This window comes from Paenibacillus sonchi, assembly GCF_016772475.1.
In the GTDB taxonomy this organism is placed as follows: Bacteria; Bacillota; Bacilli; order Paenibacillales; family Paenibacillaceae; genus Paenibacillus_AQ; species Paenibacillus_AQ sonchi.
Window position 1 is genome coordinate 2,132,624 of record NZ_CP068595.1, and the last position, 12,058, is coordinate 2,144,681.

Consider the following 12,058-nt stretch of genomic DNA (forward strand, 5'->3'; position numbering starts at 1 on the left):
ATCGGTCCATAGTTACAGACGCAGACCAAAAAGACACCTGCAGGGGTGTCTTTTGTGTTTTTGTTCATCTGGGCTACAAGCTTATCCGCCGGTTCCCATAAGCCCCTTCAGACCGTTAAAAAAGGGCCGGATGGTTTTGATCATACCGTAGCCCATCTTCATCACCGGCATCGCCTTTTGGATAAATCCCAGGAAGCGCAAGCCGCCGCTAAGCCCCGACGCTATGCCTCCGCCTGCACCTGCTCCCGAACCTCCCAAGAGTGAGCCGAGAAGCGGCATGAACGAGGAAACTTCAGCTTTCTGCTTACGGTTGGACGGTTTCCTGCCGGATTTCCGGGTTGTAGTTGTATAGGGTCTGGAGAGAATCAGCGCTTCCTTTTCCACCCCGGTGATATAACCTACATACGAACGTCCGTCATGAAGTGTAATGCAGACTGGCCGGCCCTTCAGCGCCTTGGCCCGCTTGCGGATCTTAGTTGGCTGTCCCATTTGCTATTCACCTCGTTGTACTATTTACTCCTATATTACTCAGGGGATGAGGTGCGGTTTGTGCGAATGGGAAGATTTTTTAGGGAGGAATACCAGCGTCACTGTCACCAAGTGCAAGCATACGAGTTAGATTGAAAATTTGTTGATAACCTTGTTGTACTCGTTTTGTATGACTTGGGTAGGTTCAATTCGGGCGTATTGTTGTTTGTGATTTAGATAACATAAAGTTAACCTTATTCATAAATAATGTTAATTTTATGTCATTCATCGCTTCAATTGCTCTGATATAATTTCTGCTAGGTAGATGAAAGGGGTATATAGTGTTGAAAAAAATACTGAGGCAAAACTGATAAAAGCATCGGAAAATAAAGAAATTAATTCAGAGTAGGAGTGTGAGATATGAAAAAAACAATATTGGCTTGTATTATGATAATGTTGATGTTAGCATCGGCTTGTGGAAATGTTGAAAAGACATCAAATCCCAATACTTCTAGTGAGCCTAAACCTGAAACGGAAGAGTCTATTATTCCAAAAAACACATCCGAATATTGTGATACAGAAAGTATAAATTTGGATAGTGAAACTGAGAAATATTTCTATGGAACTTGGAAAGTTGAGAAGCTTTTAGGATTTGCAAATTCATATAATGATGCTTCTGAATATCCAACAGGGCAAAAATTTATTGGAGATGAAATTATAATCAAAAAAGACTTTTTTTCATCAAAAGGACTTAAAAACTATAAGAAATATCAATATGAACTAAAAAATCCATTATATCAGATTACAGCGGCATGCTATAACTCTGACTCTTTTTATAGATTTTATAAAATAGATATCCCAGACTTAAAGATAAATGATGAAGTAAAGGCAATAGATATAAGTGACCCCTCTACAAAAATGAGCATACCTGTAAGTGTAGGTTTTTTTGTTGTTAATAACGATAGGCTTATCTTGTCATCAGAGGCAACTATCTTTGAGCTTAAAAAAATTACTGATTAAATGAATGCGATTCTGAAAATGCTTGTGAATATAATTTTTTAAACAAGAAAGGTCAGCCTCTTTAGGCTGACCTTTCTTGTTTATGTCGTAAAACGATTAAACTATAGTGTATATACTGGATATTTGTGAGTATACTTCATGCCTTTACAAAATAAAGTTGCTTCTTCATTTCTTCGTCTTTGTAGCTTTATTTCATATGAAAATGCTTTGCTGACTAGTCTTGAACAAGCATCAATTTGACTTGCTGAAAGTGGACCACTAAAAGTTGGATATATATGCGGATTGGCAAGCATAGCTTTTACATCATTGGTTTCTAGCACCTTAGGACCTCCATTAAAAGTGAGTGAAACAAGTGCATCAAACTGAGATTGTGAAAATTTATGACCTGTAGGAGGTACTACTTTATTTACGGCCGCTACAGCCTCTGCAGTATCTTCAGCAAAAAAAGTCTTTGCCTTAGCCTGAGAAATTGGTGAAGTATAACCTAGATTTAAAGAGCTTGATAGAGCATTAGCTTCTGCTTGGGTTAGAAGAGACGTTTTTGGATTACCTGATGTATTTTTAGTATATGTTTTAGTCCTTGTTATCAGATGCCCCCATCCAACTGTTGGATACCCAGCAGGATCTCCATAAAATTTCAAGGAAAATCCCTCATGCTTTTTGATAAGGGTTGATCCACCGGTTCCTAGATTCATAATAATCACTCCTGAAATTATTTTTAGTAGAAGAACAATAAGGAGGAATCATAGCCAGAGCACCATCCCCAAGTTTTCTGCAATGCCGTATTGCCTTCACATATATATAAAGAGAGATGAGTCTCTTTATTTACAACCACTCTCCAAATTTTATTTCAATTCACTACTATCAAAAGTTTGTATCACCTCAATCATTTTGACATAGAGTTCCTGTTTTAAATCATCCCGATGATCGGCGGGGACTTGTCGCAAGGAGGCTTTGATCTTTGGTGTGAAAGATTCTAGGATATGTAGTGTTGCCCCCTGATCGTGGTGTTGCTGTGCTTGTACTAAAAGTTCGGCCAACATAAAATCACCGCTTTACGTTTTTTTGTATTTCATTCTTCAAGCCATTAATGGCATCGCTTAGATCCGATATTTTTTTTTCAAAACGAATAAGTAGATACAAAGTAATTGCAATCGGGAAGCCTAAATTAGCAATAAAAGTAGCAATGTCACCCTCCGTCATCATTCATCCTCCTTCCGTTATTAAGCTGCGCAATTTAGTTAGAGCTTTTAAGCGGTGTTTCGAGACATTTTGTTGGGATACTCCCAATATTCTGGCTATTTCCTTGTCATTTAGTCCTTGTACGTAAGCAAAAGATAAAATCTGTTGTTGTTGTGCTGAGAGGGATTCATAAGCTTGATAAAGTGAGTGATCCGTAATGTGATCTTTTAAATTTGGTGGCACAGATTCTGAATCATGAACAGTAAGTAAGACAGATTCTAGGTTTTCATCGTTGTCTAAAGTCAGCGGGAATCGGCTGTCCTTCATTCGTCTCTTTTTGTCATAATTGATAGAGTTATAGTGAATAAGATTGGCCACATACCTGATAAAACGACGATTTACCTCATCCTTATTCAATATAAGCCCCCCCTTTCCTAATGAAGAGATTGCTCCTACTTAATAAAGAGAGATGAAACAGTGTTTTACAACCAATTTCCAAAAAAATAAGAACAAATGTTCTATATTTTATCATTAATAGAGCTAAGGTCAAAGTCATATCTAGAAAGATCAGGGAAGGCATGGAGGCATCATGTCCGCTCTGCGTTGTTGCGCTCCCATCAAGCAGTCATGCATAAAGGCAGCACCATATAAAAAAGAACCGGCATACGATACGCCAGTTCTTGAAATAGAAGACACCAAATAGGGTAAACCTCCTAATCTTGGGATGGTTACCTTTTTAAATTTTTAACATATAACCATTGCCTGCACTTGGTGACAACGATGCTGGTACTACCCCGAGAAGGGGAAGAGAGGCCCTATATAGAATTAAGAGCTAAAGCACTGCAATTCAAGTCAAAACTGCAACAGCCGGCTCTGCTAAGATCAATAGAGAAAGGAGGGAACACGACATGTACGAATGGAATGAGATGGTTCAGCTCATGGTAGATTGGGTCGACAGGGATCTTGCCACAGTGCCTTCACTTCTGAAAATGTCAGAGCAGCTTGGCTACTCGCCATATTACTGCACGAAGCAGTTTCACTCGCTGACCGGGATGACGCTGCGGGACTACATCTGGCAGCGAAGAATCAGCCGCGCCGCTCTCGAACTGCGGGACACGGACGCCCGGATTCTGGACATTGCCTTGAAGTTCGGCTTTTCGTCACAGGAAGCGTTCTCACGGGCGTTTGTGAAAGCTTTTAAGATTTCGCCTCATGCTTACCGGAAGGCACCCAGGCCCATTCCGCTCGCGATTCGCCCGGAAGTGTTCTCCCCTTATCACTATCTAATCAAGGAGCGGGATAAGATGAGACAGGTTCATTTGCAGGAAGCGGAAATCAAGGTCGAGTTCATACCGGCCCATAAGTTCATTGGGATCTGGGATGCGGAGGTGAACAATTACGGCCGGTTCTGGGAGCACGGCCATGATTGCGACGAGGTGTCGGGAACGCTGGAAAGTATGTCCCATCATACGCTGCCCGGACAAATTGGCCAAACGGCGGGCTGGTTCTACCAGAACGGGCGAAAAGGGTACCTGTATGGAATCCCTGTGGCGGCTGACTATAACGGGGAGATCCCGGAGGGAATGGAGGTCAGAGATATTCCTGAATCCGAGTATCTGGTCTTCTTCCACCCGCCGTTCGATTATCTGAAGGACAACGGTGAAGTGATGCAGATCGTAGAGCAGGTGGCCTGGAATTATAATCCGGAAAGCATGGGCTATCAGTGGGATGAGGATACCAAGCAGGATTATCAGCGTCATTTTCCGGAGGGATACGGGTATGCGGTGCTGCGGCCGGTGAAGAAGCTGGGGTAGGGTGCAGAGCCCAACGGTAGTATGCTTGAAAAAAGAGAAGCGCTCCTGCGCTTCTCTTTAATTACCCCACATTTTTTCGGCTAATGTTGCAAGACTGCCTGTGCAAGCGCCTCTCCCCGAAGCTCCAAGGCTGCAACTGTCTGAAGCAGTTTGGCTTGCTGTTCCCGCTGTTCTCGGGTCCATAACTGTCTGGAGATGTCCGATTTAACGGAAGCCGGGTCAGTCATGCAATTATAATATCCTGCAAGTAACGCAGCGATCTGTGCGTATAATTCCGCCAGTTCGGACAGAGCTGTATATCCAGGACGGTTCCCCAGCAGCGGTAGAGATTCTTGCAGATAAGCCGCAGCGCTTCTTCGGGCATCGGTTAATCCCATCATGCAGAAGTGGTTCACCCCCAGCCTGCGCGCAAAGTCCTTGTCGCTTGCGTTCTTATACCAGGCATCATCCAAAAGCCCATCCTGCCAGACCTCAAAAGCCCTGTAACCAAGGCTGTAGTCTCCATTCCCGGCGGTATTCATCGAATCCACCCTAATTCTGAACGAAGCATACAGATTATCCAATGCTGACGGGATATTCTCCTGGTTGCCTATACGGACAAGCATGTAAGGCCAATTGTCCACGTTCAGATAACCCTTGCTGACTTTCATGTATTCCAGAAACTCCGGATCATTGCGAAGCTTCTCAAAGGTTTCATCGTCAAAATAACTGCGGCACAGCAGAGTGCCGCCAGCATCCAAATAGCCGGTGATCACTCCCCACTCAGGGGCGACCCGCAGGTTGATGGCTATAGGAAGCTGATGATTGCGGATGCTCTCCAAGATGTTGTGCTTTTCCAATCTGCGCTCCTCGGGATTCAGATTGTTGGCCCAAATGGCGGTTAGCCCATAGGCGTTAAACGCCGGATCGGAGTAGTTATAGGCCACAAGTGCATCCGTCGAGCTGTAGTCCCACATAGCTGTAAAAGCAATTCTCCAGCACGCTCCCGACACTCCCATAATCTGCTCGTAGGTGGTATCTACTCCTCTTGCTGTCAGTGACAAAAGAAGTGCCCCTGCCCAGGAGCAGTCCATCCCTCTGCCAAAGCCCAGCCGACCTACCCCCTCTACAATGCAATGCTCATGAGGAGATTCCGTTCGGAAAAGCCGGGTCCGATCTGGAGTATAGTGGATCTGTTCACCTTCCGCGCAGCTTACCGCATGAATGCCCTCCTCGTTCAGATATAGGAGCAGCAGATAATCGTTACCATTGTTGTCGATCAGACTTGGAAAAAGCTTATGACTGGCAGTGAGCTGTTTCCATTGAAAAAACTCATAATGTTTTATTTTGTTTAATACATTGCGGTTTGCCTGTTCATTGCCGTAGGCGGCGAATACGATATCAAGCTCGCTTGGGCTGGAAGCATAGCCTGTGGAATGAAGATCAATGGTAAGCAGATCGTCATTAAACACATAAGTGGCATAGACTCCAGAAGGAGTCTCATATTTCAGGAGCAGCAGCTTCAGGCGGTCGCTCTTGATGGACTCTGGAAAAGTTAACTTGTTGACCACAAGATTCAATCTGTTGCCGACAATAAGTTGATTAACAAAATGGGTGACATCATATGCCGCTTGACCATCGGTATAAACTGCGCTAAGAACGACCAGCTTCTGGGGCAGCAATATGCTGTCTATAGAGTGGCCCAATAGGCTGGACAATAGTGGAAGACTAGAGGTTTCAGGCAATGATTTACCGGTTTCCCATTTTGAAACCGCCTGGGCGCTGACATTTAACTGTTCCGCCAGTTGTTCCTGTGACATGTGTTTTTCTTTCCGGAGTCTGGCAATCCGCTTGCCCACTTGTTCGCTGCTGATCATATTACATCTCCCAAGATTCAATTCGACGTCGTAGGTCTATTATAATTCCATCCTCTTAAAAGAACATGGATTAGCGGTTGGGCAGAAGGATAAAGATGCAACTGTAGGTTGATCTATATAAGTTGAACTTAAAGAATTCATAAAAGGGAAGAAGTGCGGAGGGGAAGTTTGGAACTGGAAGAGCGAATGCGTCCGCCTTTGTCACCAGATTTCAACCGCTAAAGGCGGTTCAAATCAAGAAATCTGGGGACAACAGCGGCTGGAAGTCCAAACATTCCCTGCAGTGACGACCATATCCCACAATGTAAAACTAAAGTTCAACTTATATAGGAATCATTATTCAAACATTATTACAATAACTGCTCCCAGCTTAATGGAGTTCCAATTTTTAGATCTCTTTTAATTTGTTTTCCTAAGAGCAAATCGTAGTATTTTGGATCTAACCCAAATCCCGGACGAATCACTTTTATATTTTCCAATGTCAGTACTTCGCCAGCCTTTATATCCTTAGAAATATAAATCGAGCGTCTGAATTGAAGTGAATGTTCTTCCTCCTTTGTGGGGCCGATTGAAACTCCACCCAATGATTTCCAGGCTGTATCCGTTTCTCTCACAAGTGCAGCAAATTCTTCAGGCTCCAAAGAAAAAGCAGAATCAACTCCACCTTCATCACGGTTAAGTGTAAAATGCTTTTCAATGACTGTGCTGCCAAGTGGAACACTTGCAACAGCTGCTCCAACTCCCAATGTATGGTCTGATAAACCAACCTGACAATGAAATACATCTCTTAAATAGGGAATCGTATGAAGATTTCACCAAGTGAAGCCATCCCTGTTGAAATAATCATCGGCTTTCCTTTGGATGCGACTTTTCTTAATAAAGGGATATCATTATTTTCGAAGGAGGCAATCTTGTAGCAAGCAACATCAAGGGTTTCTCAAAATTCAATGTTTTTCTACGGTATAATAAACATCTTTAATATGGTCATAATTTGCTGCAATTTGCCGTAAAGTATCATTAGCTTTTAAATCAGCGGCAATTACGGTATCAAAATGCTGACTAATTCGAATCAATTCACTTTTATTTTCGTAAAATATAAAATGAACCGCTTGATGTGGATATATTTTTGTAAGATATTCTTTAAAAAGAAAAGGTACAGCCAATTTTAGAAGTATATTATCTCTATACATTCTTTTTGTTTCTTTTATCATCGTTTCAAGGTTGCTGTTTTTTTCCGGGTCAGAGCAGATAAGCATAATAGCCCTATTGTAATCATACATACAACTGCTATTAATTAGCGCTAGATCAATTTCTTCCCTTATTCTTGCAAGTTCAATGTTATTTTTTATTTCAGTGTAATGATGTTTAACAATTGTTGGTGTATGTTTTTCCCGTAGAAGTCTCCCTGCATTTTTCCTTTTCTCGTTTTTTTCTTCAGTATTATAACTTTTGGATTTATAATGATAAATATAGCAATCATCGGCAACCTTTAGTTTAAACCCTGCATTGACTGCCCGAATACAATAATCATCCTCTCCCCCATAGCAAGGAAAGTTTATTTCATCCTGATCACCTATTTTTTCAATGACGGAACGGTTAATCATATAACAAAACCCATTCACTTGATTAACAACTGGAAATATTCTTTTTGATTGTTGTTCTATAAAATATGCCATTTGTTCAATGGTTAGCTCTTTACCTCCTAATTTGTCCAATTCGTTTACCGTGCCTCCATTTCCATTAACATCCTTAGGTACTGACTGATAGCTGGCCGAATTTGATAAAGGTCCAACAATTCCTGTACTGCTTTCAGATTCCATACAATCCATCAGTTTTTCTAACCAATGAATAGATACAATTGTGTCACTATTTAATAACACACAATATTTTGATGTAGACAATTTCAGTCCTTGATTTGATGCAATTGTGTAATCAGTCTTTGAGTTATTAGTTTTTAATTTACAATCATATTTCCTTGCGAAAGAAGCTAAATAGTCTTTTGTTTCTTTTTCACTCCCACTATCCACAATGATTAAATTGAATGGAATGGTTTTTTTTGCTATCAAGGATTCTAAGCACAATTTGACATACTCCAACGCGTTATATACACAGACTATTACATCTATAGTATGTGATCTGTTTAAATTACCACTTTCCAATAATCTCACCTCTACCTCTATTTTTTCCTCCCTTTTAAAGGCTAAAAGTTCATTCTATATAAGCGATTTCGCATTTTAATAATTTCTAGACGTCTTTTTGAAAGACTTAATGATTCAACAATAAAAGTTGAATTAGCAGTTGGAATTAGTTCATGCTTAAACCTCTGTGAATGAGTGCGTTTAAATATTTCTTGTGTTGCCCCACCATATTCATCAACACGCTCACAGAACATGCCAGCTCTTATTAGATCATTTCGGTAAACACAGGAGAAGTTCTCAACAAATCCTTTTATTGTTCCTTTTGTGCCAAATAACCATTTTTTAGGCATTAGATTTTTGACAAATTCACTAATAGCATTGGAATGCATACTTATACGCTGATCGCAAAACACTAAAATATCACCACTTGCCTCTATTATCCCTACATTACGAGCTCTAGCTAGCCCATAATCATTTTCCTTTCGGGATGTGTTTCGATATACAACTGGAAAAGAGACTGAACGTGCAAATTCCTCTATTACTGACTGATTTTCACTATTCGGATTGTCATCACAGATAATTAACTCTTTATTAATATAATCTTGGGCAGCAATAGATTGTAAACAATTAAGTATTGTATGATGATATTCATAAATTGTTACAATTACAGAGACTGGGGTTCCAGGAAAAAGGGAACTGTAAAGCTTTTGATAATTGTATGCTCTGCGTTCGTCTGCTTGCTTTGAGCCAATTTGCCAAGCTCTCTCGCGCATAACTAAGAGCTCTTGCTCGTTGCTCAGAAGATTCTCAATAGCATTTGTCAATGAAGCGACATCATTTAATGGAGACTCTAATAATCGAATACTATTCTTTTTGTTAAGTTCTGGCACATGTCCGACTGAACGGGAAAGAATTGGCACCCCAGAGATCATGGCCTCTAATATTGAAACAGGTCCAATCTCACTTTCATCCGAGTTACAAACGAATAAGGTAGATTGATAATACAATTGTTGAAGTTCTTCCTTACTCATCTCTTGTCGGTAAGTAACACGTCCAGTTTCTAACACTTTACTTAAATAGCTTTCATCCGATTTTCGACCAACCAATAAAAGGTTTAGCCCAAGGTTACGGCATGCAACTGCTACTTCAAAAACTCCCTTTTCTTGCTTTATTTCATCGGTAACCATAATCAAATTTTTATTATTCGTCCACTTGTCATTAAAAGTCCAGAAATTAGTATCCACTGTTAAAGGAATAAACACGCTGCCCGGTATTCTTCTTTGCATTGTTTTATTTGAAGTGACTACTTTATCAAACATGCTATATTGACTGTTATTTAGATAATCAGGAATATGGTTGGTTAATATTTTTTTCTTTTCTGAAAGCCAGGAATACCTGTTTAATAGCAAAAGCGCAATATGAGGATGTTGAAAATCAATAATGTCTGCATCCTTACCGTATTTTTCGAATCGCATAAGTTGAGAAGTACTTGGGGTTGTAGGATGTACATCGAAAACTTGGTAATCATAGCGATCCATATAGGGCAATAAACCATTAGCTAAATAATCTATATCTGAACCGATCTGGTCAATTACGCTAACTATTTTTAACAAAATTATATCCCATCCTTTCCTCCCACTATAAAATAATAAATGCTCTTGTTTACTCACTCGTTCCTAGGATTTGAGATTTTCCACTCACATCCTCAATTAACTTATGTCTCAAATTTAATCATTGTCACTTAATTTGAAAGAAAAGGCTACTGATTGTATCCCCCCCCCCCCCCCCCCCCCGGCCACATCAGCGGGTATATCTTAAAAATTTTGCTGGGTTACCAACAACTACATTGTTTTTCGGAACATCACGCAAAACGGCACTATTCATCCCAACAAGTGAAAAATCACCTATTGATACATTTTGTTTTATTGAGCTATTTGTTCCTATATAGCATGATTTACCAATTGAAACAACACCGGAAATACAAACTCCACCAGCAATACAGGAGTAATCGCCGATAATATCATCGTGACTTATCACTGTATTTGGAAGGATGATTACATGATCACCAATTTTAACATTCGATGTAATCGTGACATTCTGGAAAATAACCGTCCCCCGACCAATATCAGACATTTTTGATATATGGGCAGTAGGATGAATAATAGTTTCGAATTTTTCGATACCGACTTTCGTCTTTGCTATAATAGATTCTTTTTCCCAAAAATTTCGAGGACTTCCTATACCGTTCACAATAAAATGCGATGGAGGAAGATCTTTGGCAGTGGGAAGCGGGCCAAGAATGGGTAACCCTGCAATCCTTTGTCCCCAATGATCTGGGTTATCATCAAGAAATCCGACACATTCATATTTTAATTGAATAGCATTAATGTCATTTATTGTATCCAAAATATCAATACAGTTTCCACCTGTACCTAAGATAACAATTGGTCTGATTGTCATTATTACACACTCCTTGAAAGTCGATTAGTTATATTAATGTATGAGACATTAAAAATGTGTTTAATCGGAAATTCCATTCAAGTCTATGGAATGTTAAACATCCAATGCATAATATAATTTTGAAACTTGTAGATGGATTTTTCATGAGTTGATTGTATTGACTAATTTGAAAGGAGTAGCTAATGGAAAAACTCAAGATATTATATATTAGCCGTGATTTTTCCAAAAAGACGGAAAGACATCCATATTATCTCTCTCAGGCATTGTCTAAGGTAATCGATTTAGTGCTATGGAGTGAGCCAGGGGATATTCAAAATATCCTGAATCATATCAGGTTTAGGCCGGATTTTATATTGATCAATGATCCGGTTGACAATCGTTCTCCCGTCATCACCGGACTCTCCTCTCTTAATATCCCATTCGGTGTTTTTATGTATGATCTTCATCGACTCGTGCAAGAACGTATCCTTTTTATTGAGCAGAATCATGTTCCATATATTTTTACACTTTGTCGAGATTACTTTATAAATAGGTATCCCAAATATCTCCAAAGAATGAGGTGGCTGCCTCACTTTGCCAATGAAGAGGTCTTTAAAGATTATGGGTTACCTAAAGACATCGATTGTTTAATGATGGGGGTAGCAAGGAGGTATTATCCGTTAAGAAAAATCATGTATGATGCTTTAATAGAAAAGCCTTTTTTTGTTTATCATCCACACCCTGGTTACGAAAACCAGGATGAAACCAGGAAAAATATTATTATAGGAGAAAAATATGCTAAGGAAATTAATCGAGCAAAATTATTTTTAACATGTGATTCAACCTTCCATTATCCATTAGCAAAGTATTTTGAAGTTCCGGCTTGCAACACTCTTTTGCTTGCGCCACCCTTAAAAGAGCTAGAGGATATAGGATTTATACCGGATGTACACTTTGCCTCTATTAATGAAAAGAATTTTTTGGAAAAGATTGAGTTCTATTTAACCCATGATCAAGAACGGGCAAAGATGGCAAATGAAGGTTATAGAATGGTTCATACAAAACATTCAGCGACGGTACGTGCCTTAGAGTTAGTAAATATGATTAAGGGTATCTTAGGTACTCACAATTGATATAAGAA

General features: G+C 39.9%; 12 protein-coding genes and 1 pseudogene. 3 read left to right on the forward strand and 10 right to left on the reverse strand.

Annotation, left to right across the window (positions count from 1 at the left end; translation table 11 throughout):
* Positions 1 to 81: 81 nt before the first annotated feature.
* A complete protein-coding gene (locus tag JI735_RS09865; protein ID WP_039832972.1) occupies positions 82 to 489 on the reverse strand; it encodes an LSm family protein in 408 nt (135 codons plus the stop codon).
* A 399-nt stretch (positions 490 to 888) separates the two neighbouring features.
* Between JI735_RS09865 and JI735_RS09870 the strand changes: the two genes are divergently transcribed.
* Positions 889 to 1,488, forward strand: a complete 600-nt coding sequence (locus tag JI735_RS09870) for a hypothetical protein (RefSeq protein ID WP_039832971.1) — start codon at positions 889 to 891, stop codon at positions 1,486 to 1,488.
* Between the two features lie 101 nt (positions 1,489 to 1,589).
* On the opposite strand, the gene JI735_RS09875 is transcribed toward JI735_RS09870, so the two are convergent.
* The 4 genes from JI735_RS09875 to JI735_RS09890 all read right to left on the reverse strand — a co-directional run bounded on the left by JI735_RS09875 (position 1,590) and on the right by JI735_RS09890 (position 3,087).
* A complete protein-coding gene (locus JI735_RS09875) occupies positions 1,590 to 2,183 on the reverse strand; it encodes a lysozyme (protein WP_039832970.1) in 594 nt (197 codons plus the stop codon).
* Positions 2,184 to 2,333: 150 nt separating this feature from the next.
* Positions 2,334 to 2,531 carry a helix-turn-helix domain-containing protein gene (locus tag JI735_RS09880; RefSeq protein WP_039832969.1) on the reverse strand — a complete coding sequence of 66 codons (198 nt, stop codon included), beginning with the start codon at positions 2,529 to 2,531 and terminating at the stop codon, positions 2,334 to 2,336.
* A gap of 4 nt (positions 2,532 to 2,535) precedes the next feature.
* A complete protein-coding gene (locus JI735_RS09885) occupies positions 2,536 to 2,691 on the reverse strand; it encodes a YvrJ family protein (RefSeq protein WP_074100083.1) in 156 nt (51 codons plus the stop codon).
* 3 nt (positions 2,692 to 2,694) lie between these two features.
* Complete coding sequence (locus JI735_RS09890; protein ID WP_039832968.1) at positions 2,695 to 3,087, reverse strand: sigma-70 family RNA polymerase sigma factor; 393 nt, start codon at positions 3,085 to 3,087, stop codon at positions 2,695 to 2,697.
* A gap of 491 nt (positions 3,088 to 3,578) precedes the next feature.
* Here JI735_RS09890 and JI735_RS09895 point away from each other — a divergent pair, with 491 nt between their 5' ends.
* The gene (locus tag JI735_RS09895) at positions 3,579 to 4,484 is read left to right on the forward strand and encodes an AraC family transcriptional regulator (protein ID WP_039832967.1); all 906 of its coding nucleotides are present in this window, start codon (positions 3,579 to 3,581) and stop codon (positions 4,482 to 4,484) included.
* 80 nt (positions 4,485 to 4,564) lie between these two features.
* Here the strand turns inward: JI735_RS09895 and JI735_RS09900 are convergent, their stop codons facing one another.
* From JI735_RS09900 to JI735_RS09920, 5 genes and pseudogenes are all read right to left on the reverse strand, one after another.
* Positions 4,565 to 6,340 (reverse strand): helix-turn-helix domain-containing protein, encoded by a 1,776-nt coding sequence (locus JI735_RS09900; RefSeq protein WP_051051485.1) that lies wholly within the window; start codon positions 6,338 to 6,340, stop codon positions 4,565 to 4,567.
* A 350-nt stretch (positions 6,341 to 6,690) separates the two neighbouring features.
* Positions 6,691 to 7,277 (reverse strand): annotated as a pseudogene (locus JI735_RS09905) (N-acetylneuraminate synthase family protein); the annotation flags it as partial.
* 7 nt (positions 7,278 to 7,284) lie between these two features.
* On the reverse strand, positions 7,285 to 8,508 hold the full coding sequence (locus JI735_RS09910) for a glycosyltransferase family 2 protein (protein ID WP_157771275.1): 1,224 nt from the start codon (positions 8,506 to 8,508) through the stop codon (positions 7,285 to 7,287).
* A gap of 32 nt (positions 8,509 to 8,540) precedes the next feature.
* Complete coding sequence (locus tag JI735_RS09915) at positions 8,541 to 10,148, reverse strand: glycosyltransferase (RefSeq protein ID WP_157771274.1); 1,608 nt, start codon at positions 10,146 to 10,148, stop codon at positions 8,541 to 8,543.
* Positions 10,149 to 10,278: 130 nt separating this feature from the next.
* Positions 10,279 to 10,938 carry an acetyltransferase gene (locus JI735_RS09920; protein ID WP_039832402.1) on the reverse strand — a complete coding sequence of 220 codons (660 nt, stop codon included), beginning with the start codon at positions 10,936 to 10,938 and terminating at the stop codon, positions 10,279 to 10,281.
* Between the two features lie 182 nt (positions 10,939 to 11,120).
* Here JI735_RS09920 and JI735_RS09925 point away from each other — a divergent pair, with 182 nt between their 5' ends.
* Positions 11,121 to 12,050: a glycosyltransferase family protein gene (locus tag JI735_RS09925; protein ID WP_039832401.1), complete on the forward strand. Its 930-nt coding sequence runs from the start codon at positions 11,121 to 11,123 to the stop codon at positions 12,048 to 12,050.
* Positions 12,051 to 12,058 lie beyond the last annotated feature (8 nt).

Excerpts from the sequence above, each read along its gene's own strand:
- JI735_RS09880 (WP_039832969.1), bottom strand. The coding sequence starts at position 2,531 with ATGTTGGCCGAACTTTTAGTACAAGCACAGCAACACCACGATCAGGGG.
- JI735_RS09895 (WP_039832967.1), top strand. The coding sequence starts at position 3,579 with ATGTACGAATGGAATGAGATGGTTCAGCTCATGGTAGATTGGGTCGAC.
- JI735_RS09875 (WP_039832970.1), bottom strand. The coding sequence starts at position 2,183 with ATGAATCTAGGAACCGGTGGATCAACCCTTATCAAAAAGCATGAGGGA.
- JI735_RS09925 (WP_039832401.1), top strand. The coding sequence starts at position 11,121 with ATGGAAAAACTCAAGATATTATATATTAGCCGTGATTTTTCCAAAAAG.
- JI735_RS09900 (WP_051051485.1), bottom strand. The coding sequence starts at position 6,340 with ATGATCAGCAGCGAACAAGTGGGCAAGCGGATTGCCAGACTCCGGAAA.
- JI735_RS09870 (WP_039832971.1), top strand. The coding sequence starts at position 889 with ATGAAAAAAACAATATTGGCTTGTATTATGATAATGTTGATGTTAGCA.
- JI735_RS09920 (WP_039832402.1), bottom strand. The coding sequence starts at position 10,938 with ATGACAATCAGACCAATTGTTATCTTAGGTACAGGTGGAAACTGTATT.
- JI735_RS09865 (WP_039832972.1), bottom strand. The coding sequence starts at position 489 with ATGGGACAGCCAACTAAGATCCGCAAGCGGGCCAAGGCGCTGAAGGGC.
- JI735_RS09885 (WP_074100083.1), bottom strand. The coding sequence starts at position 2,691 with ATGACGGAGGGTGACATTGCTACTTTTATTGCTAATTTAGGCTTCCCG.